We start from the raw sequence: 22325 nt of genomic DNA on the forward strand, positions 1-22325 counted from the left end.
GAAGCTGTCACATCCCTGCAACTATCGTGACATAATTTTCACCTGCCGTTTCGACGGCGCTTGTTTTCCCACCGAAAATTTCTTTCCCTGCGATTAACGGACGTGAATGATCCGTCATAATTGGGGGTAAACAGGATGAGAATGCGCACCTTGCTGGGAGCTTCGGCGCTCGCTGGCACTTTGGTTCTTTTGCCGATTTCTGCACACGCGCAAATCACACAGCCAGCGACTACCGACACGCCCATATCGGAAGAAGACAAGGACGCCGCGGCAGGTCGCGTAGCTGAGCGCGAGCGTAAAAGCGGCGATGATGTGGTCGTCACCGGTTCGCGTATCCGCCGCAACCAGTACAACACGGCGGACCCCGTCAATATCGTCAGCTTCGACCAGGCGACACAGGCAGGCTTCACGTCGACTGCACAGGTGCTGCAGAGTGCAGCCGTCAGCAACGGCACGGCGCAGATTAACAACACCTATGGCGGCTTCGTGACGGCTGGCGGACCTGGCGCGAATACCCTGTCGCTGCGCGGTTTCGGCACATCACGCTCGCTCGTGCTGCTCAACGGTCGTCGTCTTGCACCATCGGGTTCGCGCGGTTCGGTAGGCTCGGCCGACTTGAACACCCTGCCGAACATCATGGTGGACCGAATCGAGATACTGAACGGCGGCGCGTCGTCCATTTATGGTTCGGACGCGATCGCAGGCGTGGTGAACGTCATCACGCGTAGCAACTTCAAGGGCATCATGGCCGATGCCCAGATCAACGCACCGGAAATCGGCGCAGGCCGTACCGAGCGCTACGGCCTGTTGTTTGGGGCGCAGGGGGACCGATTCAGCATCACAGGCTCGATCGAATATTCGAACCGTGAAGCGGTCAACTATCGCGACTTGGCTTTCGCACGCTGCCAGACCAGCTACCGCAAGGCGAATGCCAGCAGCGCGCCCGGCACGGGCGACTTTATCGACCCGCTGACCGGCCAGCCGAAATGTTATCCGACCGGCGTCACCGGTGAGAGCGGTGTAACGATTAACACCATCGCTACGCCGAATTTCAACGGCTCATTGGTCGATCGCGCCGCTGGCGTGCCTGCGGGCTATGGCACCCTGCCCTCTTCGGCCGGTTTCGGTACCCCTGCGCAGCAGGTCTGCAACCGCTTCCGCCCCGATGGTACGGCAGGTGGCGCAGTGGCCGGTTTCGAATGCGTTGGTGGCGGGCTGCTGCCGCTCGGCGTTCGCGATACGCTGCCGCCGTCCCTGTATGCGAACGAGATCGTCAATCCGGGCCAGAACTACACCGGTTACCTTCAGGGGAAATATGAACTGAACAGCCTAGGCAATGCGGAAATCTACACCGAATTGCTGGTCAACCGCCGCAAGACCGAACAGAATGGCAACCGCCAGCTGTCGTTTGACTACCCGTTTGGCAGCCCGCTAATACCAGCGAATCTGCGCTTCCCGACGGCCGCCCTGCCCGCCCAACCGACAAACCCCGGCGTGCCCGTCGGCATCCGCGTGTTCGCGGACTATGGGATCTACAACAATCGCCAGACGGTCGACTTCGTCCGCGCGGTCGGCGGTATCCGCGGCGATCTGGGCGGTGGCTTCCACTATGATGCCTATGCGCTGCGCTCCTGGTCGGACGCGTCCTATACCTCGGATCTGGTGCTGACCGACAAACTTAACCAGAGCCTAGACGTCGTCGCCTCGGGTTCGGGCTTTGTTTGTCGCAACACGGCGAGCGGCTGCGTTGCTGCACCGGCCCTGACCCCGGCGGTCGTCGGCGGCCAGTTCCCCGCCTCGTGGATCGGCTTCATCTCCGCTCCCGTAACGGGTACGACCAAGTTCCGCGAAACGATCGTCAGCGCCGTTGTCGATGGCCCGCTGTTCGACATTTGGGGCGGTCCGGTTCAGATCGCAGTCGGTGCCGAATATCGCAAGCAGACACTGAACGACACGCCGTCGCTGGAGAGCCAGCGTGGCAACGTCTATAACTTCACCTCGTCGACGATCACCCGTGGTAGCGACAATGTTAAGGAAGTGTTCGGCGAGATCGAAGCTCCACTGCTGACCAATCGTCCATTTTTCGAAGACCTGACGCTCAAGGCTTCGGCCCGTTACACCGACTATGCGTCCTATGGGTCGCAGACGACGTACAAGGTCGGCGGTATCTATTCACCATTCCGCTGGCTGTCGGCACGGGGCAGCTATGGAACGAGCTACCGCGCACCGGGCCTGTTCGAACAGTTCCTGGGGGCGACCTCCGGTTTCCAGTCCTCTTCGATCGACCCTTGTAACAATCTGGGCGCGGCCGGCCAGAATCCGGTTCGCGTAGCGAACTGTCAGTCCGAAGGGCTGAGCAACGGTTTCATCCAGACCAACGGCGTCACGGTCCTGCAACGTGGTGGCGCGGAATCGGGTCTGAAGTCGGAGAATTCGGTGGCGTGGACCGCCGGTGGCGTGCTGCAGCCGAGCTTTGGCGAATGGGGCAAGCTGTCGCTGTCGGCCGACTATTTTGACATCAAGGTTGATGGCGGCGTTTCTCAGCTGGCTGCCGGTACGATCCTGCAGCAATGCTATGATGACCCTGACTTCCGCCGGGAGAGCATCTGCTCTCTGGCTGTACGCAACTCCGCAAACCAGGCGCTGACCGTAACGACCGGCTTCGTGAACATCGCTACTGCGAAGGTCACGGGCTGGGACTTCAACGCACGCTATTCGGTTCGTCGGGGCGAGGCGAATTTCGACATCGGTGGCCAGGTGACCCGCTTCGGTCAACGCTATACCCAGCTCCTGCCGACTGATCCGATCCAGAACGCCATCGGCTCACTGAACAATCCGCGCTGGTCGGGCGTGTTCGACGGGGGCGTTCGGGTCGACAAGGTGTCGTTCCGCTACTCGGTCGAATGGGTTGGCGCCACCAACACCACCGCAGACTATCTGGGTCTGACTCAGGCGTCGCGCGACACCTATGTGTTCGAGGCAAAGGACTACTTCATCCATTCGACCTCGCTACGCTGGCAGGTAACCGACAAGTTCCAGTTTACGTTCGGCGTCCGCAATCTGTTCCAGCAGAAGCTGCCGCAAATCTCCTCGGGCGCTTATAACCGCGTCGGTAACGTGCCGTTGTACAGCGCCTACGACTATGTCGGCCGCACCATCTTTGCGAACGTACGCGCCGGTTTCTAAGGTGTATTCCTGAACTATGCGGGCCGCTTCGAAAGAGGCGGCCCCTTTTTTTATGTCCGCGCGAAGCGCTGGGCGAGGCCGGTCAGCAACTCATATTGCGACACGCCCGATGCGGCGGACGCCGCCGCCAGATCATAGTCCATGGTCAGCCAGTCACCCTCGACCAAGTCGGGGCGCGCGGTCACGTCGACCGCCAGCAGGTCCATCGACACGCGGCCGAGCACCGGCAGGCTCTCTCCGTCCGCCACCGCCGCCCCGACGCCAGACAACGCGCGGCGATAGCCGTCGGCATAGCCCAGGTTCAGGATCGCGACCTCGGTGCCGGCGGTCGCGGTCCAGGTGGCATTGTAGCCGACCGTCTCGCCCGCCGGGACATGGCGGCGCTGGAGGATCTGTGCCTCGGGCCAGGCGACCTGGCGGAGGTGCCCCGCCATGTTGGGGCGCGGCAGGCCGCCGTATAGCGCTAGGCCGGGCCGGGTCAGGTCGAAATGATAATCCGCGCCGAGACCGATCCCCGCCGAATTGGCGAGGCTCATCCGCCGCGCGGCCGTACGGCCGGTCAGGCTGGCGAAGGCCGCACGCTGTCGCTCGTTCATCGCCACGTCCTCGTCCGCGCAGGCGAGGTGGCTGATGAGCGTCTCGATCGTCAGGCCGTCGAGTAGGCCGTCGCGCACCGCCTGCACCGACACGCCCAGCCGGTTCATGCCGGTATCGACCATCACGTCGCAGACCCCGCCGCCGCTGTCCCGCCAGCGGGCGATCTGTTCTGGCGTGCTGAGCACCGGGCGGGCGAAACCGGCCTTGGCGGCGGGCAGATCTTCGGCGCGCAGGCCGTGCAGGACCGACAGGGTGATGCCCAGCGGCGCCAACGCCTGCGCCTCGGCCCAGTTGGCGACGAAGAAGTCGCGGCATCCGACCTTGGCCAGCGTTTCGGCCACCAACCGCGCGCCCAGGCCATAACCGTTGGCCTTGACCGCCGCGCCGCACGCCGCCGCCCCGCTCAACCGATCGAGCGCCTGCCAGTTGGACATAAGCGCATCGCGGTCGACACGCAGGCGGAGGGGAGCGGGTATTTCCATCACCCTCCGGGCTTTAGGCCGCATTGGTCAGGGGGAAAAGGCGGGTTCGGTTATTCACACCACTTCCCGCCCCTTACCCAAACCTCCGTTCAGCCTGAGCGAAGGGGGGATTCGGGTTTAGCGGAGCGTGCGGATAATTCCCGAAAAGTCCACCGGCGGCTGCCCTTCTCCGACGAATGCCGCGTACAACTCCGCCGCACGCTCGCCCATCGGGGTCGTCGCGCCCGCATCCTCAGCCGCCTGCATCGCCAGCTTCAGGTCCTTCAGCATCAGCGCCGCCGCGAAGCCGCCCTGATAGTCGTGATCGGCGGGTGTCTCCGGGCCGACGCCGGGGACCGGGCAGTATCTGGTCATCGACCAACTCTGTCCCGACGAGACCGAGGCGATGTCGTAAAAGGTCTGCGCCTCCAGCCCCAGCTTCTCGGCCAGCACGAACGCCTCGCAGGTCGCGATCATCGTCGCGCCGAGCAGCATGTTGTTGCAAATCTTGGCCGCCTGGCCTGCGCCGTTGCCGCCCGCATGGATCACCGCCTGGCCCATGGCGGACAGGAACGGCTCTGCGCGGGCAAAGGCCTGTTCCGAACCACCGACCATGAAGGTCAGCGTCCCCGCCTTGGCGGCCGCAATTCCGCCCGATACGGGCGCGTCGACCGCCATCATGCCCTTGCCCTGTGCCGCCTCCGCGACGCGGCGCGCGGTGGCGACGTCGATGGTCGAGCAATCGATCAGGATCGCGGACGGAGGTGCGGCGGCGAACACGGCGTCGGCATAGACGCGCTCGACATGGGTTCCGGCGGGCAGCATGGTCACGACCGCCTCGACCCCGTCCATCGCCGCGACGGCGCTGTCGACGGGCAGGCACCCGGCCGCCTTCGCCGCCGCCAGCGCGTCCGCCGACAGGTCGAAGGCGCGGACGTCATGCCCCGCCTTTGCGAGGTTGGCGGCCATGCCGCCGCCCATATTGCCCAGGCCGATAAAGGCGATCCGCGCCATGATGCTCTCCTAACGTGTTCTTCTGTTTCTTCTGCCCCCCTCCCGCAGGCGGGAGGGGTTGGGGGAGGGAAAGGCCACAGGCTATGGTCTCGGTGAGACTCCTTGCCCTCCCCCATCCCCTCCCGTTTATGGGAGGGGCGTGAGACTCATCAGCGATTGGTCCAGTTGGGGCTGCGCTTCTCGACGAACGCGGCCATGCCTTCCTTCTGGTCGGCCGATCCGAACAGGCCGTGGAACAGGCGGCGCTCGAACTGCACGCCCTGCGCCAGCCCCATGTCGAAGGCGGCGTTGACCATTTCCTTGTTGGCCTTGACCGCAATCGGGGCCATGCCCGCAATGGTCGCGGCGGTCTCCAGCGCCTCATCCACGAGGTCGGCGGCGGGGACGATGCGCGCGACGAGGCCCGAACGCTCGGCTTCCTCGGCGTCCATCATCCGGCCGGTCAAGCACATCTCCATCGCCTTGGCCTTGCCGACCGCATGGGCCAGCCGCTGGGAGCCACCCATGCCCGGCGTCACGCCCAGCTTGATCTCGGGCTGGCCGAACTTGGCCGTGTCGGCGGCGAGGATGAAGTCGCACATCATCGCCAGCTCGCAGCCGCCGCCCAGCGCATAGCCCGCGACCGCTGCGATGATGGGCTTGCGGGTACGGGTGAAGTCGTCCCAGCCGGTGAAATGGTTGCCGCCATACATAGCGGCAAAGCCCATCTCCTGCATTTCCTTAATGTCGGCGCCCGCCGCGAATGCCTTCGCGCTGCCGGTGATGACGGCGCAGCGCTGTTCAGGATCGGCGTCATAGGCGCGCATCACGTCGAGCAGTTCGGCCAGCAGCTCGGCATTGAGCGCGTTCAGCGCCTGCGGCCGGTTGAGCGTCACCAACGTCACCGCCTCGCGGCGCTCGACGATCAGGGTGTTGTAGTCGGTCATGCGGGCGTCCTTCTCAGCGGTCGTCGGGTGTCCAGGCCTGCCCCTCGGGCATGCGCGCAAAGATATGGTCGATCATCGTGTCGGTCACGCCCTCCGGCATGGCGGGGTCCCAGCGCGGCGCATTGTCCTTGTCGACGATCAGCGCGCGGACGCCCTCGACGAAATCGGGGCGCTGCACCACGCGCGAGGCGATGCCGTACTCGCGGCGCATCTCGTCAGCGAAGTCGGTGGTCAGCCTCCCCTCGCGCAGCAGACGGAGCGACACCTTGCAGGATTGGGGCGATTTGGTGCGCAGCACGGCGAGCTGCTGCGCCGCCCATTCGCCGCCATCCGCTTCCAGCGTGGCGATGATCTCTTCCAGCGTATCGGCAGCGAAAAGCCGGTCGATTTCGGCGGCATGGGCCATGATTCTCGCGTCGGGCGCGGGCGTGGAGAGCCGGTCGAGCGTCGCGGCGATCTCCTGCGGCGCGGCGATGATGGCAGCCTTGGCCTCGTCCAGCGTGGAAGACGACAGATAATGGGTGGCCAGCCCCAAGGCGTACGCCTCCGCCCCGTCGAGCCGGTGGCCGGTCAGCGCCAGATACTCGCCCATCCGCCCCGGCAGGCGCGAGAGATACCAGCCGCCGCCGACATCGGGGAACAGGCCGATGCCCGTCTCCGGCATGGCGAACCGGGTATTCTCGGTCGCGACGCGGAAGCGGGCAGGCGCGGCAATGCCGACACCGCCGCCCATGGTGATGCCATCCATGAAGGCGACGATCGGCTTGGCATAAGTGAACAGCCGGTGGTTCATCCGGTATTCGCTGTGAAAGAAGCCCCGCGCCGCCTCGCCGTCGCCCGCACCGCTTTCTGCCAGCAGGCGAATGTCGCCGCCCGCGCAAAAGCCGCGCCCCTCGGCATGGTCGATGATGACCGCCTCGACGCCCAGATCGCCGCGCCAGTCCTCCAGCGCGGCCAGCACGCCCTCACACATGTCATGGGTCAGCGCGTGGATCGCCTTGGGCCGGTTAAGCCGCAGTCGCCCGACCGGGCCTTCGCGGGTGACGATCAGGTCTTCACTCATGTCTTTCCTTAACCCCTTCCCGTTCCCCGGCGAAGGCCGGAGCCCAGTTGCGGTAACGTATGAGGCGCGCCACCGGCTGCTTAGAAACTGGACCCCGGCCTTCGCCGGGGAACGGCTCAATCCTTCAACAAATCGCGCCCGACGATCATCCGCATCACCTGGTTCGTGCCCTCCAGGATCGAATGCACGCGCAGGTCGCGCCAGAAACGCTCGATCGGATAGTCCATCAGATAGCCATAGCCGCCATGCAGCTGGAGCGCGCGGTCGACCACCGACGATCCGGTGTCGGTCGCCAGCCGCTTGGCCATCGCCGCAAAGCGCGTCTTGTCCGGCGCATTGTCCGTCACCTTGGCGGCAGCGAGATAGAGCAGCGCGCGCGCAGCCTCCAGCTCGGTCGCCATGTCGGCCAGGGTGAACTGGGTATTCTGGAACTCGGCAATCGCCTTGCCGAACTGGCGGCGGTCCTTCACGTAAGCGACCGCCTCGTCCAGGCAGCGCTGCGCGCCCCCCAGCGAGCAGGCACCGATGTTGAGCCGCCCGCCGTCCAGCCCCATCATCGCGATGCGGAAGCCCTCGCCCTCCGCGCCCAGCCGGTTGGCGACCGGCACCCGAACATTGTCGAACATCACCTGCCGCGTCGGCTGCGAATGCCAGCCTAGCTTGCGCTCGTTCGCGCCGAAGGAGACGCCGGGCATGTCCTTATCGATCACCAGGCAGGAAATGCCCTTCGGCCCGTCTTCGCCGGTGCGGACCATGGTGACGTACACCTCGTTATCGCCACCGCCCGAGATGAACTGCTTGGAGCCCGAGACGACATAATGGTCGCCATCACGGACCGCACGGGTCTTGAGCGCGGCGGCGTCGGAGCCGGAACCCGGCTCGGTCAGGCAATAGCTCGCCATCCGCTCCATGGTGACGAGATCGGGCAGGTAGCGGCCCTTCACGTCCGCATCGCCGAAGCGGTCAATCATCCACGACGCCATGTTATGGATCGAGATGAAGGCGGAGGTGGAGGGACAGCCATAGGCCATCGCCTCCATGATCAGCGCCGCCTCCAGCCGCCCCAGCGCGATGCCGCCGGACTCTTCGGACACGTAGATCGCGGCGAAGCCGAGTTCGGCGGCTTCCTTGATCGTGTCGCGGGGGAAGATGTGCTTCTCGTCCCACTCGCCTGCGAACGGCGTGATGCGGTCGGCGGTGAAACGGCGCGCCAGTTCCTGGATCTCGCGCTGCTCGTCGGTGAGGTCGAATTGAGTCATCGGTCGGTCTCGTCCATCTAAAGCCCCTCCCCCGGAGGGGGGAGGGGTTTGGGGAGGGGGCTACGCCACGGGCGATGGTCTCTGTGAGACTCCCTGCCCTCCCCCATCCCCTCCCGCCTGCGGGAGGGGCGTGCCAAGGTTCAGGCCATTGTCGGGATAACGAAGGCGTTGCCGCCATCGGGCGAGCCATCCGGCCAACGCTGGGTTACCGTCTTCACCTTGGTCCAGAAGCGGACGCCCTCCATGCCGTGCTGATTGACGTCGCCGAACGCCGAGCGCTTCCAGCCGCCGAAGCTGTGATACGCCACCGGCACCGGGATCGGCACGTTGATGCCGACCATGCCCACCTCGACCCGCGCCGCGAACTCGCGCGCGGCATGGCCGTTGCGGGTGAAGATGGCGACGCCATTGCCGTATTGATGCTCGCTGGGCAGGCGGACCGCCGTCTCGAAATCGGGGGCACGGACGATCTGGAGGACGGGGCCGAAAATCTCTTCCTTGTAGCTCTGCATGGCGGGCGTCACCCGGTCGAACAGCGACGGGCCGATGAAGAAACCCTCCTCATAGCCCTGAAGCTGGAAGCCGCGTCCGTCGACGACCAGTTCGGCACCTTCATCGACGCCGGTCTGAATCCAGTCCTCGACCCGCTTCTTGTGCGCGGCGTTCACCACCGGGCCGTAATGCGCCTGTTCGTCAGTCGAGACACCGACCCGAAGCGCGTCGATCGCCGGGATCAGCTTTTCGCGTAAGCGGTCCGCCGTCTTGTCCCCGACCGGCACCACCACGGGCAGCGCCATGCACCGCTCCCCCGCCGAGCCGAAGGCCGCGCCCGACAGGTCGGCGACCACCTGGTCCAGGTCGGCGTCGGGCATGACGATGCCGTGGTTCTTGGCGCCCCCCATCGCCTGGACGCGCTTACCCGCCTCGACGCCGCGCCGATAGACGTAATGCGCGATGTCGGACGAGCCGACGAAGCTGACCGCGCTGATCGCCGGATGGTCGAGGATCGCATCGACCATCGCCTTGTCGCCGTGCACGACCTGCAGGATGCCCTCGGGCGCACCCGCTTCGCGCATCAGTTCGGCCAGGCGGACGGGGACCGAGGGATCGCGCTCGGACGGCTTCAGGATGAAGGCGTTGCCGCAGGCGATGGCGACGCCGAACATCCACATCGGGATCATCGCGGGGAAGTTGAACGGCGTGATGCCTGCGCCGATGCCCAGCGGCATGCGCATCGAATAGACGTCGATGCCCGGCCCCGCGCCTTGCGTATATTCGCCCTTCAGCGCGTGGGGGATACCGCAGGCGAACTCGATCACCTCCAGCCCGCGCTGGATGTCGCCCTTCGCGTCGGCGATCACCTTGCCATGTTCGGAGGAGAGCAGATGCGCCAGCGCATCCATATTCCGCTCGACCAGTTCCTTGAAGCGGAACATCACGCGCGCCCGGCGCTGGGGATTGGTCGCGGCCCAGGCCGGTTGCGCGGCTTGTGCGGCGGCGACAGCGCGTTCGAGCAGCGCGGCGTCGCCCAGCATCACGCGGGCCTGAACCTGGCCGCTATTGGGGTCGAAGACATCACCCAAGCGACCCTCGGGACGGGTTCCGGCGGCGTCGGTCGCGGTCTGTCCGCCGGCAACCAGGTGGTCGATCACGCGCATAAGCTCTCCTGTTTCGGGTCTGATGCCCGACTCTTTCGCTTGTAATTATATTGCTTAAGCGTGAAATCCAAGTCGGGTCGACCAAAAAGGCGGCGAGCCCGTTTCGGCGTGCGTCAGACCGCCGGACAGAGCCGCCACGCCGCCCCCGCCGCGATCAGCGCGCCCGCCACCGCCGCCGCCAGCGAGGCCAATCCCCAGAGCGGAAAGGCCAGCGCCCCCAGCCCGGCACCGACCAGAAACCCGGACCAGAGCAGCAGATAGGGCAACCAGCCCCAACGCTCCCGCCCCGCGACGGTCTGCGCCAGATGCTGACCGATCTTGACCAATGTGCCGGTCATATAGGTGACGCCAATGCTCACCTCGCCATCGCGCTCGAAGGTGGCATTGGTCGCGCCCATCGCCAGCACCATGGCGGGCGCGGTCCATCTGCCCAGTAGCGCGACGCCGCCCAGGAGCAGCGCGACGAGCAGCAGGACCGCCACCTGCCCGATGCGCGGCAGCGCCAGCCGGATCAGCGTGCCGACCATCACGCCTGCGACGAAAAGCGCCAGCAGCATCGCCAATATCGCGACCGCACCCGACAAGGGTCCGTGCGGTGCGGCCAACCGGACCGCGAGCATCGTACCATTGCCGCTCATGAAGGAAACGAAATAGCCGCCAAGCTGCTGAAATCCGATCGCATCGACATAGCCGGACAGCAGGGCCAGCCAGATGGCCAGCGGCCAGGAACGGCGATCGGATCGGATCATGGCGCGATCTATATCGCGGTCGGCACCGCACGACCAAAGGATAATGCCGGGCGCCGAGGGATCGGATCGCGGCGGTGCGCGTTGGCGCGTTTCGGAACAGGGGGAGACGGCATGGCGGGCGCGCTGGTGGAAATCTGGTTGACCGTGTCGGCACTGTCCTCGCTCGTCATCATCATGATCGCCATCGGTCATAGCGACATGCGGCGCGAAAAGCGTTTGCGCCCACGGGCCGTTCCACGTCGTCGCGTGCGTCGTTCCTTCCCCTGACGCACGCGACGCAAATCGATCAGAACATGTGGAGCAACCGGTCGAGCAGGCCGGGCTTGCGGGTGCGCAGCGCCATATACCGAGCGCGATCCTCAGCCGCACGGCGATAGAGCGCGTCCAGACGCTGCTCGCGCGGCATGTCGGAAATCCGTGGCGGCGGCATGTGACTGGCCATCTTATACCCTCCCTTATGTCGAGCCGTTCGTTTTTAACGACGAACCGTGACTTTTGTTCCTGACAGGTGACAGGCCGGTCATGTCGCCTACCCTCCCCCCAAGACATTGGAATCGGGTCGTTCGGGCGATGGTAGCGGATTTTGGGCATTGCGACGACGCGCGATTATGAACGTCTCGTAAGGAACCCGTAAGGGGTCCGTCAGGGGTTTGACCCTATCGGCCGGGCTAATATCCGCCTTCTTGCGCCGAAAGAGCCCGATGCACGTCAATCCCGCCGACGCAACGCTACCCGAGACCCGTCGCCTGTCCTCCGCGCAGCAATGGCGCTGGGTCGGCATCGCCGCCGCCGTCCTAATCGGGGCGCTGGTCCTGTTCACGGTCATCGGCAAACTGACGCACAAGGAGGAGACTCCCCCCGCCCCGCCGCCCCCGGGCACGCTGCGCCTGTCGAAGGACCAGCTGGCCGCGATGCCGACGATGCGCGTCGGACTGGGCGCGTCGGGCGACCAGACGATGGCGACCGGCGCGATCACCGTCGATGCGACCCGCTCGACCCCGGTGCTGATGCCCTATGCCGGTCAGGTGGTGCGCGTGCTGGCCGATGCGGGTCAGGTGGTGCGCCAGGGCCAGCCGCTGTTGCTGATCAAGACCAGCGATTTCGTCGATGCCCGCTCGGGCCTGTTCTCGGCGCGCGCCGCCTACCAGAATGCGCAGGCGCAGCTGGTCGCGGCGCAGCGCAACGCCGACCGCCAGCAGCAGATCTATGAGACCGCCGGCGGCGCGCTGAAGGATTATCAGCAGGCCAAAGCCGATCTCGCCGCCGCGCAGGCGACGGCGCGCACCGCCGCCGCTTCGCTGGGCGCGGCGCGTGACAAGCTGGCGATCCTCGGCAAGTCGCAGGGTGAGATCAACCGGCTGGAGAATGCGGGCCAGGGCTCGGGCATTCACGACATCACCACGCTGGTCGCACCGATCAGCGGCGTCGTCGCCTCGCGCGATGTCGCACCGGGCCAGTACGTCTCGCAGGGCGGCGACAAGCCGGTGATGACCATCACCGACCCCTCGCGCGTCTGGCTGGTCGCACAGGTGGCCGAGAGCGATGCCGAGAATGTCCGCGTCGGCGATCCGGTCGAAGTGACGACGCCCGCCGTGCCCGGCCGCGTCTTCCACGCCACCATCGACCTGGTCGGTGCCGCACTGGACCCGCAGACCCACCGCCTGCCCGTCCGCGCCTCCATCCCCAACCCGGACAAGGCACTGAAGCCGCAGATGTTCGCCAGCTTCGCCATCAAGCATCTGAACGCGGGCGAAGCGATCCGCGTGCCCGCCGCCGCCGTCATCCATGAAGGCGACAACGCCCGTGTCTGGATAATGCGGCCCGACGGCCTGCTGGTCGCGCGCGATGTGCAGACCGGCGACTCGGCGAACGGCCTGGTCACCATCACCTCCGGCCTGAAGCCGGGCGAGAAGATCGTCACCTCGGGCGCGCTGTTCGTCAACGAAGCGGGGATCGGCGAATAATGAACCGCATCGTCGACTTTGCGCTGCGTCAGCGACTGCTGATCGTCGGCCTGTTCTTCGCGATGATCGTCGCTGGCGTCATCGGCTTCATCAACCTCAACATCGAAGCCTATCCCGACCCGGTTCCACCGATGGTCGAGGTCATCACCCAGACCCAAGGCCTATCCGCCGAGGAGATGGAGCGCAACGTCACCATCCCGATCGAGGTGCAGATGGCGGGCATCCCGCATCTGACCGCGATCCGCGCGATCAGCCTGTTCGGCCTGTCGGACATCAAGATCCAGTTCACCTACGACTATACTAACGAACAGGCGCGCCAGCAGGTCATCAACCGCCTGTCGCAGCTGCCGCCGCTGGCCGGTGGCGCACAGCCGACGCTGTCGCCGACCTCGCCGGTGGGTGAAATCTATCGCTACCGCATCGTCGCGCCCAAGGGCTATTCGGTGATGGACCTGAAGACGCTGCAGGACTGGGTGCTCCAGCGCCGGTTCAAGCGGATTCCGGGCGTCATCGACGTGACCGGCTGGGGCGGCAAGCTGCGCGCCTATGACGTGGTGATCGACCAGAACCGGCTGAACGCGCATGGCGTGACGGTCGCACAGGTGCTGGCGGCGCTGTCCAAGAGCGACGGCAATGTCGGCGGCCAGACGATCAACTTCGGCGAGCAGGCCGCGATCGTGCGCGGCATCGGCCTGATCCAGTCGCCCGACGCGATCCAGAACGTGCTGGTCGGCCAGGCGGGCGGCGCGCCGGTGCTCATCAAGGACGTGGCGACCGTCAAGGTCGGCAACGCGCCGCGCATGGGCATCGCCGGATATAATAACGACGACGACATCGTGCAGGGCATCGTCCTGATGCAGCGCGGCGCCCAGTCGATGCCGACGATCAAGGCCGTCCAGGCCGAGGTCGCCAATATCAACGACAGCGGCGTGCTGCCCCCCGGCGTGCATCTGGAGCGGATCTACGACCGCTCCGACCTGATCAACCTGACCATCCACACCGTCATGGAAAACATGGTGGTCGGCATCCTCCTGATCTTCGCGCTGCAATGGCTGTTCCTCGGCAATCTGCGCTCGGCGATCATCGTGGCGGCGACCATCCCCTTCGCGCTCGCCTTCGCGATCCTGATCCTGGTGTTGCAGGGGGAGAGTGCGAACCTGTTGTCGGTGGGTGCGCTCGACTTCGGCCTCGTCGTCGATGCCTGCGTCATCATGGTGGAGAATATCTTCCGCCACATGGTCGAACGCTCCGCCGCCGTCGAGAATGGCCAGGGCCGCTATACCCTGGCCAGCCGCTTCGGCGCGGTGCTGGGCGCTTCGTCCGAGGTCAGCCGCGGCATCTTCTTCGCCGCCGCGATCATCATCGCCAGCTTCCTGCCGCTGTTCACCCTGACCGGCGTGGAGGGCCACATCTTCGGCCCGATGGCCAAGACCTATGCCTATGCGATCAGCGGCGGCCTGCTCGCGACCTTCACCGTCGCGCCGGTGCTCTCGACGCTGCTGCTGCCGGACAAGCTGGCCGAGACCGAGACGTTCATCGTCGGCAAGCTTCGCGCCGTCTATGAACCCGCCGCCTCCTTCGCGCTGCGCAACAAGGTGGTGACGCTGGGCGGCGCGGCGCTGATGATGGTGCTGGCCGTGGTCGGCGTGCGCTCGCTGGGCATCGAGTTCCTGCCGCACCTTGAAGAAGGCAACATGTACATCCGCGCCACCCTTCCCTCCTCGATCAGCCTGGAGGCGGGCGAGAAGGTGACGAACGAAGTGCGCAAGATCATCGCCAGCTACCCGGAGACCACGGCGGTCCTGTCCGCCCATGGTCGCCCGGACGACGGCACCGATGCGACCGGCTTCTTCAACGTCGAGTTCTTCGTGCCGCTCAAGCCCTTCGACACCTGGCCCAGCGGCATGACCAAGGAAAAGCTGATCGACGAGCTGTCGACCAAGCTGGCCAAGAAATATCCCGGCGTCGATTTCTCCTTCTCGCAGATCATCGAGGATAACGTCGAGGAAGCCGCCTCGGGCGTGAAGGGCGCGAACTCAATCAAGCTGTTCGGCCCCGATCTGGTCACGCTGGAAAAGCTGGCCAACCAGATCAAGGCGCAGATGGCCAAGGTGAAGGGCATCGAGGATCTCGGCGTATTCGAAATCCTGGGCCAGCCGACCGTGCGGATCGACGTCGATCGCGCCAAGGCCGCCCGTTATGGCCTGACCCCCGACGACATCAACCAGACCGTCGCCGCCGCCATCGGTGGCCAGTCGCCCGCCGACCTCTACGAGCCGGGCACCGACCGCCACTTCCCCATCATCGTGCGGCTCCAGCCCAAGCAGCGCGACTCGCTGGAATCGGTGCGCAGCATCACGATCGGCGCGCCCAGCCCCGACGGCAACGGCACCATCCAGGTGCCGCTGTCCGAGGTCGCCAGCGTCAAGCTGACCACCGGCGCCTCGTTCATCTATCGCGAGCATCAGGAACGCTACATCCCGATCAAATTTTCGGTGCGCGGCCGCGATCTGGGCGGCGCGGTCGAGGAGGCCCGGTCGCGGATCAACCAGAATGTCCACCTGCCGCCGGGCTATCACCTGGAATGGGCGGGCGAACTGGACAACCTCAAGAACGCGATCTCGCGTCTGGAGATCGTGGTCCCGATCAGCCTCGTGCTCATCCTGCTGCTGCTCTATGCGAACTTCGGCTCGATGCGCGACAGTCTGCTCGCCTTCTCCGCGATCCCGATGGCGATCGTGGGCGGCGTGCTGGCGCTGGCCCTGACCGGCACGGCATTCAGCATCTCCGCGGCGATCGGCTTCGTGGCCTTGTTCGGCATCGCGGTGATGGACGGGATTCTGGTCGTCACCACCTTCAACAACGCGATCGACGAAGGGGCCCCGCGCGAGAATGCGCTGGCCAACACCGTCAAGAACAGCCTGCGCCCCGTCGTCATGACCTGTCTGGTCGCCGCCATAGGTCTGCTGCCCGCCGCGCTGTCGCACGGCATCGGCAGCCAGGTGCAGAAGCCCCTCGCGCTGGTCGTGGTGGGCGGCATGACGCTGGCCCCGGTGCTGATCCTGCTGGTCCTGCCCGTGCTCATCAGCCGCTATTCGACCCGTCTGCCGCTGGCACAGCGCAAGAAGAAGCATGACCCGATGGTCGACGACCAGGGCGATACCACCACTCCTGAATCCGGGGTTCCGGCATGAAGCGTTTCCTGACCCTGCCGCTGCTGGCGTGCGTTGCCGCCAGCATCTCCGGGTGTGCGGTCGGCCCGCACGACCTGGACGCGCATGCCAGCCTGCCGCCGCTGACGCCTGCTCCGGTCATCGCCCCCGCGACCGGCCCGGCGCAGACGGTGTCCGCTACCGTGGCGCCCGAGTGGTGGCACGCCTTCGGCAATGCCCAGCTCGACGCGCTGGTCGCCGAGGCATTGGCGCACAATAACGATGTCGCGGTGGCGGAAGCCTCGTTGCGCCAAGCGCAGGAACAGGCGCGGGCGACGCGCGGCACGCTGCTCTTCCCGCAGGGCGGGCTGAACTACAATGTGCAGCGGACCCGCGTATCCAACGCGCTGTCCCCGGCGGTCGCCGACCAGAACCAGCAGCTCTACACGCTGCATACCGCGCAGGTCAGCGTCTCCTATGACGTCGACGCGTTCGGCGGCAACCGGGCGCAGGTCCGCTCCGCCGTCGCGCGGGCCGAGGTTCAGCGGCATCAGCTGGATGCGGCGCGGATGACGGTGGCGGCCAACCTCGTCACCGCGCTGATCGAGCGGGCGAGCCTGGCCGAACAGGTCGCCGCCGCACAGACCGCCGTGAAGGTCAATCGCGACATATTGGGCGCGCTGCAACAACGCCAACGGCTGGGCGCGGTGGGCGCGTCCGATGTGGCGACGCAACAGGCCGCGCTCGCCACCGCCGAGGGCGCCCTGCCCCCGCTGGTTCGCGCCGAAGCCGCTCAGCGCACCGTCATCGCGACGCTGGTCGGCCGCCCGGCGGGATCGGCCCTGCCGCCGCTGCCCGAGCTGTCGCAGTTGACCCTGCCGACCGAATTGCCCGCCATCGTGCCGTCCGAGCTGGTCCAGCGCCGCCCCGACGTGCTGGCGGCCGCCGCGCAGTTGCAGGGTGCGGGTGCCGATGTCGGCGCCGCCATCGCCGCACGCCTGCCCAGCATCCAGCTGTCGGCCAATGCCGGTGGCTCTGCGCAGAATTTCGGCGACATGTTCAAGAGCGGCAATCCCTTCTGGGCGCTGCTCGGTGGCATCACCCAGCCGCTGTTCCACGCTAATGCGCTGCGCCACCAGCAAAAGGCGGCGGAAGCGGCGCTGGAGGGGGCCAAGGCGCAGTATCGCGCAGCCGTGCTCCAGGCGTTCGGCAATGTCGCGGACTCGCTGACCGGCCTGTCGACCGACGCGCAGGCGCTCGATGCGGCCCAGCGGGCGAGCAACGCGGCGGGCCAGGCGCTGACCTTCGCGCGGCGGCAGCTGGCGCTGGGCGATGTGGGGACGCTGCAACTGCTGAACGCCACCGCCACGGACGCCCAGGCCCGGTCGCAACTGATCCAGGCCAAGGCGGCGCGGATGACCGACACGGTCGCCCTGTTCCAGGCCGCCGGGGGGCCAGTTACGGGGTCGTGATATGAAGGGGGTGGGGCAACTCATCCCCTACAACCGTTCAGCCTGAGCGAAGTCGAAGGCCACGTCCTATTCCTCCCCTGCAAGGGGAGGGGGACCAGCGAAGCTGGTGGAGGGGTGTCACCGGTCGCGATGGCGGCGTGCGCCAAACCAAGCGGGACACCCCTCCGTCAGGCCTTCGGCCTGCCGCCTCCCCTTGCAGGGGAGGAATAGCATTCTCCGCTGGTTTCCCGTGGCCTTCGACTTCGCTCAGGCTGAACGGAGGGTGGTATGCCCAAAAGAAAAAGGGGAGGCCCTCGCCTCCCCCTTCATCAGAACAATTTGGTCAGCAGGTAGAACCCCGCCCCCATCACGGCGGAGGCGGGGATGGTGATGATCCAGGCGATCACCACATTGCCCGCCACGCCCCAGCGCACCGCCGAGGCGCGCCTTGCGACGCCCGCACCGATGATCGAGCCGGTGATGGTGTGCGTCGTCGACACCGGGATACCCAGGGCCGAAGCGCAGAAGATCACGATCGAGCCCGCCGTCGAGGCGCTGAACCCCTGATGCTGCGACAGCTTGGTGATGCGGCTGCCCATCGTCTCGATGATCTTCCAGCCGCCGGTCATCGTGCCCAGCGCCATGGCGACATAGCAGGAGATGGCGACCCAGTGCGGCACCTCGAACGGGCCGGTCAGGCGGCCGGTCGAATAAAGGAGGACGGTGATGATCCCCATCGTCTTCTGCGCGTCGTTCAGGCCGTGGCTGAGCGAATAGGCGGCCGAGGAGACGAGGTGCATTGCGCGGAAGCTACGCTCCGCCTGGCCCGCGGTCGAGCGACGCAGCGCCCAGCTGCTCAGCAGCATGACCAGCATCGCCAGCATCATGCCCAGCATCGGCGACAGGACGATCGCGATCAGCGTCTTGTTCAGGCCCGCCCACTGGACGGCACCCATGCCCGCATGCGCGATGCCCGCGCCGACCAGCCCGCCGACCAGCGCATGGCTGCTCGACGAAGGAATACCGCGCAGCCAGGTGATGACGTTCCACGCCATCGCCCCGCCCAGCGCGCCGAAGATGACGGAGGGCGTCACCACGTCCTGCGCGATCAGGCCCTTGCCGACGGTCTCGGCGACCTTGTGCAGGCTGGGGAAGGCCACCGTCAGGAAATAGGCGGCGAAGTTGAAGAAGGCCGCGAAGCCGACCGCCGCGACCGGCGACAACAGCCGCGTCGCCACGACGGTCGCGATCGAATTGGCCGCGTCATGCAGGCCGTTGAGATAATCGAACGCCAGCGCGACCAGGATCAGGCCGGCCAGCAGCGGAAAGGCGAGTTCGTGCATTGCCGCCGCCTCAGGCGTGATCGATGACGATGCCGTCGATCTCGTCGGCGACATCCTCGAACGCGTCGAGGATGCGCTCCAGATGCTTGTACACTTCCTTCTCGATCACGAAGCGCAGCGTGTCGCGCTCGCCGCATTCGTCCAGCGTGCGCTTCAGGCCCGCCGCGTGCATCTCGTCGGCGCGGCCCTCCAGCCGGACCAGTTCCTCGGTCAGCGCGTGCAGCCGATCGCCGTTGCGCGCGACGTCGCGCATCAACGGCATCGCCTCGACGGTCAGCTTGGCCGCCTCGACCGCGACCGCCGCCATTTCGCGCATTTCCGGCGCGAACTTGGTCAGCCGGTACAGGCCGATCGCGGTCGCCGCCGCGTGCATCTCGTCGATGGTGTCGTCCATCGAGCCGATCAGCGAGGTGATCGCGGCGCGGTCGAACGGCGTCAGGAAGGTCGAGCGGACCGAGGTCAGCACCTGGCGCGTGATCTCGTCGGCGTCATGCTCGCGCGCGGCGACAACGGCGATCTCGTCGGCGGTGCTGCCGGGCGCGTCGAAAATGCGGACGGTGGCTTCGGCCCCCGCAAGGATGGTGGCGGCTTGCGCCTCGAACAGCTCGAAGAAATTTCCCGTCTTCGGCAGGAGGCGTTGGAACCAGGCGAACATCAGTCGGTAAACCCCGATAGTGATCCGATAGCGTACACGTCTTCAAGCCATGGCCGATCGGGCCACGGCGAAACGCCGGACCGTGAAAGGGTCATGAACCTAGGATGGCACGAATGTCGCCCCCCTGACCAGACGCAGGCATCACGTCAAGCAAAACTGGGTTACAGCAATGTGACACCCGCCGTCAGCCGGGACGGTCAAGCTGCCCCACACGCCCCTGAACGTCACGCGGCGGATGCCATGGCGATTTCATCCCCCACTGTGGTTTTGGCGCATCACCTCTGTCACGCGAGCGCCATAATGCGCCTCTAACCGCCCGCCCTACCGGGAAAATCTAATCAGTCGGGCGGCGTGAACCGCTCGCCGGAGCGTGGGGAATATATGAAATCGGTTATCAAGACCGCGGCGCTGCTGGGCGCTGCGTGGGGAACGCTGGCAACCGTGCCGGCCATGGCGCAAGCTGCCGCCGATCAGGGCGCGGCCACCACCGCCGCAACGGATGAGCAGCAGGGGCTGGGCGACGTCGTCGTCACCGCCGAGCGCCGTTCGGAAAGCCTGAACCGCGTGCCGGTGTCGGTCGGCGTGGTCAGCGGGTCGAACCTGCGCACCTTCCAGCAGGGTGGCGAGGACATTCTAGCGCTGTCGGGTCGCGTGCCCGGCCTGTACGCTGAAACGACCACCGGCCGTATCTTCCCGCGCTTCTACATTCGCGGCCTAGGCAATATCGACTTCTATCTGGGCGCGTCGCAGCCCGTCTCGATCATCCAGGACGATGTGGTCCTGGAGCATGTCGTGCTGAAGTCGAACCCGATCTTCGACGTCGACCAAGTCGAAGTGCTGCGCGGCCCGCAGGGTTCGCTGTTCGGTCGCAACACGACTGCGGGCATCATCAAGTTCGATACGATCAAGCCGACGCAAAGCTTCCAGAGCCGCGCCACCGCCTCGATCGGCAGCTACAACACGATCAGCATGGATGCCGGTGTCGGCGGCCCGCTGATCCGCGACGTGCTGGCCTTCCGTCTGTCGGCGCTGGTCCAGCACCGCGACAACTGGGTCGACAATGTCTATTCCGGCCCCAGCGCCGACGGCACGCTGACCCCGAAGAAGGACGCCATGGGCGGCTTCACCGAGCGTGACGTGCGGCTCCAGCTGCTCCTGACGCCGACCGACACGCTGTCGTTCAACCTGTCGGGCCATGCTCGCTGGTATGACGGCACTTCGACGCTGTTCCATCGCGGTGCGCTGAAGAAGGGCTCGAACGACGTGTCGGCCGAGCCGCGCGACCGCGTCGCCTATGACGAAGGCCGCGACAACCCGCAGTCCTATGACACGCAAGGCACTTCGCTGCGCGCCGCCTGGGACATGGGCGGGGCCGAACTGACCTCGATCACCGCTTATGAGACCACGGCTGGCTTCAGCCGGGGCGACACCGATGGCGGTGCCGCGACCAACTTCCCGGTCAACGGCGTGCCCAACGGCTATGGCCTCAGCCAGGGTCAGGTGCGCGGGCTGGACCAGTGGACGCAGGAAGTCCGCCTCGCCTCCACCGGCGACAATGCCTTCAAGTGGCAGCTGGGCGGCATCTATTTCGACAGCCGCGACATCACCGACTTCTACCAGCGCGCTTTCCTGATCGGGACCAACCCGAACAACTGGGTGCGCCTGCACGACGTCAACACGTCTTGGGGGCTGTTCGGCCAGGTCAGCTACCGCGCGACCGACCGCCTGACCCTGACCGCCGGGGGCCGGATCAGCGAGGACACCAAGCGGACCCAGCTGCTGCGCACCGCCGACAGCGCCGCCGGTGTCTCCACCTATCGCGGCCGCCGCGACGTGCGCCTGTCGGACACCCAGCCCAGCTGGGACCTGTCGGCGCTCTATGAGGTGAACCCGAACGTCAACGTTTATGTCCGCGCGGCGCAGGGCTTCCGCGGCCCGACCATCCAAGGTCGCTCGGCGGTGTTCAACTCGGACTTCTCGACCGCCGGTTCGGAAACGAACCTGTCGTTCGAGACCGGCTTCAAGTCGAAGCTGTTCGACAACACGCTGCGCCTGAACGCGGCGGCCTTTGCGTATCGGGTGAAGAACATCCAGCTGAATGGCAATGATTCGGACGGCAACGGCGTGCTGCTGAACGCCGACAAGGCGGTTGCCTATGGTCTGGAAGCCGATGCGCAGTGGCTGCCGGTGCGCAACCTGGCGCTGTCGGCGGGCGTCAGCCTCCTGCACTCGGAAATCCGCGATCGTAACGTCAGCGTCCAGACCTGCGGCCTAAACGGCGTGATGGTCTGCACCGTGCTGAACGGCCCGGTGACGACCCGCCGCATCTTCGGGGCGAACGCGTTCTTCGTGCCGATCAACGGCAACCCGCTGCCCAACGCGCCGGAGTACAACGTCAACCTGGCGGCCAAGTACGACATGCCGCTGGAAGGTGGCGGCAAGGCGTTCATCTCCACCGACTGGAACCTGCAAGGGTACACGAACTTCGTCCTGTACCGGACCAAGGAGTTCACCTCGAACGGCAATTTCGAGGGCGGCCTGAGCATCGGCTATTCCGCGCCGAACGACGACTGGAGCCTGTCGGTCTTCGCCCGCAACATCACGAACGAGAAGAACCTCAAGGGCGTGATCGAGAACTATATGGCGGCCGTGTTCAACGAACCGCGCATCATCGGCGTATCGTTCAGCGGCAAGTATCGCTGATCGGGTTTACCCTGTGACGGAAAGGCCTGTCCCTCTTCGTGGGGGGCGGGCTTTTTGTTGCCCCCCGGTCCGTTCAGCCTGAGCGAAGTCGAAGGCCAAGGGCCGACATTTGCCAAGCCACCCGGCCTTGGGCGTGCGCTTCGA

Annotated in this window: 16 protein-coding genes; 6 read left to right on the plus strand and 10 right to left on the minus strand. The window is 66.0% G+C overall.

Going from position 1 to position 22325, the window contains the following annotated elements; genetic code table 11:
- The first annotated feature begins 141 nt into the window (after nucleotides 1-141).
- Nucleotides 142-3186 carry a TonB-dependent receptor domain-containing protein gene (locus KV697_RS08200; RefSeq protein WP_219020865.1) on the plus strand — a complete coding sequence of 1015 codons (3045 nt, stop codon included), beginning with the start codon at nucleotides 142-144 and terminating at the stop codon, nucleotides 3184-3186.
- 50 nt (nucleotides 3187-3236) lie between these two features.
- Here the strand turns inward: KV697_RS08200 and alr are convergent, their stop codons facing one another.
- The 7 genes from alr to KV697_RS08235 form a co-directional block, all read right to left on the minus strand.
- Nucleotides 3237-4265, minus strand: coding sequence for an alanine racemase (gene alr, locus KV697_RS08205; protein WP_219020866.1), 1029 nt, complete (start codon nucleotides 4263-4265; stop codon nucleotides 3237-3239).
- Between the two features lie 117 nt (nucleotides 4266-4382).
- A complete protein-coding gene (gene mmsB, locus KV697_RS08210) occupies nucleotides 4383-5258 on the minus strand; it encodes a 3-hydroxyisobutyrate dehydrogenase (RefSeq protein ID WP_219020867.1) in 876 nt (291 codons plus the stop codon).
- A 149-nt stretch (nucleotides 5259-5407) separates the two neighbouring features.
- Entirely contained in the window at nucleotides 5408-6184 is a 777-nt protein-coding gene (locus KV697_RS08215) for an enoyl-CoA hydratase (protein ID WP_219020868.1), read from the minus strand.
- A gap of 13 nt (nucleotides 6185-6197) precedes the next feature.
- Nucleotides 6198-7247, minus strand: coding sequence for an enoyl-CoA hydratase/isomerase family protein (locus tag KV697_RS08220; protein ID WP_219020869.1), 1050 nt, complete (start codon nucleotides 7245-7247; stop codon nucleotides 6198-6200).
- Between the two features lie 116 nt (nucleotides 7248-7363).
- Nucleotides 7364-8506, minus strand: a complete 1143-nt coding sequence (locus tag KV697_RS08225) for an acyl-CoA dehydrogenase family protein (protein WP_219020870.1) — start codon at nucleotides 8504-8506, stop codon at nucleotides 7364-7366.
- Between the two features lie 140 nt (nucleotides 8507-8646).
- A complete protein-coding gene (locus KV697_RS08230; RefSeq protein ID WP_219020871.1) occupies nucleotides 8647-10164 on the minus strand; it encodes a CoA-acylating methylmalonate-semialdehyde dehydrogenase in 1518 nt (505 codons plus the stop codon).
- A gap of 113 nt (nucleotides 10165-10277) precedes the next feature.
- On the minus strand, nucleotides 10278-10913 hold the full coding sequence (locus KV697_RS08235; protein ID WP_219020872.1) for a YoaK family protein: 636 nt from the start codon (nucleotides 10911-10913) through the stop codon (nucleotides 10278-10280).
- A 111-nt stretch (nucleotides 10914-11024) separates the two neighbouring features.
- On the opposite strand from KV697_RS08235, the gene KV697_RS08240 reads away from it, so the two are divergent.
- Nucleotides 11025-11180: a hypothetical protein gene (locus KV697_RS08240; RefSeq protein WP_219020873.1), complete on the plus strand. Its 156-nt coding sequence runs from the start codon at nucleotides 11025-11027 to the stop codon at nucleotides 11178-11180.
- A gap of 19 nt (nucleotides 11181-11199) precedes the next feature.
- Here KV697_RS08240 and KV697_RS08245 read toward each other — a convergent pair whose 3' ends face one another.
- Entirely contained in the window at nucleotides 11200-11355 is a 156-nt protein-coding gene (locus tag KV697_RS08245; protein WP_219020874.1) for a hypothetical protein, read from the minus strand.
- Nucleotides 11356-11614: 259 nt separating this feature from the next.
- Here KV697_RS08245 and KV697_RS08250 point away from each other — a divergent pair, with 259 nt between their 5' ends.
- The 3 genes from KV697_RS08250 to KV697_RS08260 are packed head-to-tail and all read left to right on the plus strand — an operon-like array spanning nucleotide 11615 to nucleotide 17501.
- Complete coding sequence (locus KV697_RS08250) at nucleotides 11615-12877, plus strand: efflux RND transporter periplasmic adaptor subunit (RefSeq protein ID WP_219020875.1); 1263 nt, start codon at nucleotides 11615-11617, stop codon at nucleotides 12875-12877.
- On the plus strand, nucleotides 12877-16071 hold the full coding sequence (locus KV697_RS08255) for an efflux RND transporter permease subunit (protein WP_219020876.1): 3195 nt from the start codon (nucleotides 12877-12879) through the stop codon (nucleotides 16069-16071). The genes KV697_RS08250 and KV697_RS08255 overlap by 1 nt, the downstream gene beginning before the upstream one ends.
- Nucleotides 16068-17501 carry an efflux transporter outer membrane subunit gene (locus KV697_RS08260; RefSeq protein ID WP_219020877.1) on the plus strand — a complete coding sequence of 478 codons (1434 nt, stop codon included), beginning with the start codon at nucleotides 16068-16070 and terminating at the stop codon, nucleotides 17499-17501. The genes KV697_RS08255 and KV697_RS08260 overlap by 4 nt, the downstream gene beginning before the upstream one ends.
- 308 nt (nucleotides 17502-17809) lie before the next feature.
- Here the strand turns inward: KV697_RS08260 and KV697_RS08265 are convergent, their stop codons facing one another.
- Nucleotides 17810-18823, minus strand: a complete 1014-nt coding sequence (locus KV697_RS08265; RefSeq protein WP_219020878.1) for an inorganic phosphate transporter — start codon at nucleotides 18821-18823, stop codon at nucleotides 17810-17812.
- A gap of 10 nt (nucleotides 18824-18833) precedes the next feature.
- Entirely contained in the window at nucleotides 18834-19478 is a 645-nt protein-coding gene (locus KV697_RS08270) for a DUF47 domain-containing protein (protein ID WP_219020879.1), read from the minus strand.
- 381 nt (nucleotides 19479-19859) lie between these two features.
- Here KV697_RS08270 and KV697_RS08275 point away from each other — a divergent pair, with 381 nt between their 5' ends.
- A complete protein-coding gene (locus KV697_RS08275; RefSeq protein ID WP_219020880.1) occupies nucleotides 19860-22181 on the plus strand; it encodes a TonB-dependent receptor in 2322 nt (773 codons plus the stop codon).
- Nucleotides 22182-22325: the final 144 nt, after the last annotated feature.

Source organism: Sphingomonas sanguinis, from assembly GCF_019297835.1.
In the GTDB taxonomy this organism is placed as follows: domain Bacteria; phylum Pseudomonadota; class Alphaproteobacteria; order Sphingomonadales; family Sphingomonadaceae; genus Sphingomonas; species Sphingomonas sanguinis_D.

Bases quoted from the DNA above. Each gene is read 5' to 3' on its own strand.
- KV697_RS08260 (WP_219020877.1), top strand. From the start codon at position 16,068: ATGAAGCGTTTCCTGACCCTGCCGCTGCTGGCGTGCGTTGCCGCCAGC.
- KV697_RS08215 (WP_219020868.1), bottom strand. From the start codon at position 6,184: ATGACCGACTACAACACCCTGATCGTCGAGCGCCGCGAGGCGGTGACG.
- KV697_RS08235 (WP_219020872.1), bottom strand. From the start codon at position 10,913: ATGATCCGATCCGATCGCCGTTCCTGGCCGCTGGCCATCTGGCTGGCC.
- KV697_RS08200 (WP_219020865.1), top strand. From the start codon at position 142: ATGCGCACCTTGCTGGGAGCTTCGGCGCTCGCTGGCACTTTGGTTCTT.
- KV697_RS08245 (WP_219020874.1), bottom strand. From the start codon at position 11,355: ATGGCCAGTCACATGCCGCCGCCACGGATTTCCGACATGCCGCGCGAG.
- KV697_RS08255 (WP_219020876.1), top strand. From the start codon at position 12,877: ATGAACCGCATCGTCGACTTTGCGCTGCGTCAGCGACTGCTGATCGTC.
- KV697_RS08270 (WP_219020879.1), bottom strand. From the start codon at position 19,478: ATGTTCGCCTGGTTCCAACGCCTCCTGCCGAAGACGGGAAATTTCTTC.
- KV697_RS08250 (WP_219020875.1), top strand. From the start codon at position 11,615: ATGCACGTCAATCCCGCCGACGCAACGCTACCCGAGACCCGTCGCCTG.
- KV697_RS08275 (WP_219020880.1), top strand. From the start codon at position 19,860: ATGAAATCGGTTATCAAGACCGCGGCGCTGCTGGGCGCTGCGTGGGGA.
- KV697_RS08230 (WP_219020871.1), bottom strand. From the start codon at position 10,164: ATGCGCGTGATCGACCACCTGGTTGCCGGCGGACAGACCGCGACCGAC.
- KV697_RS08240 (WP_219020873.1), top strand. From the start codon at position 11,025: ATGGCGGGCGCGCTGGTGGAAATCTGGTTGACCGTGTCGGCACTGTCC.
- alr (WP_219020866.1), bottom strand. From the start codon at position 4,265: ATGGAAATACCCGCTCCCCTCCGCCTGCGTGTCGACCGCGATGCGCTT.
- KV697_RS08225 (WP_219020870.1), bottom strand. From the start codon at position 8,506: ATGACTCAATTCGACCTCACCGACGAGCAGCGCGAGATCCAGGAACTG.
- KV697_RS08220 (WP_219020869.1), bottom strand. From the start codon at position 7,247: ATGAGTGAAGACCTGATCGTCACCCGCGAAGGCCCGGTCGGGCGACTG.
- mmsB (WP_219020867.1), bottom strand. From the start codon at position 5,258: ATGGCGCGGATCGCCTTTATCGGCCTGGGCAATATGGGCGGCGGCATG.
- KV697_RS08265 (WP_219020878.1), bottom strand. From the start codon at position 18,823: ATGCACGAACTCGCCTTTCCGCTGCTGGCCGGCCTGATCCTGGTCGCG.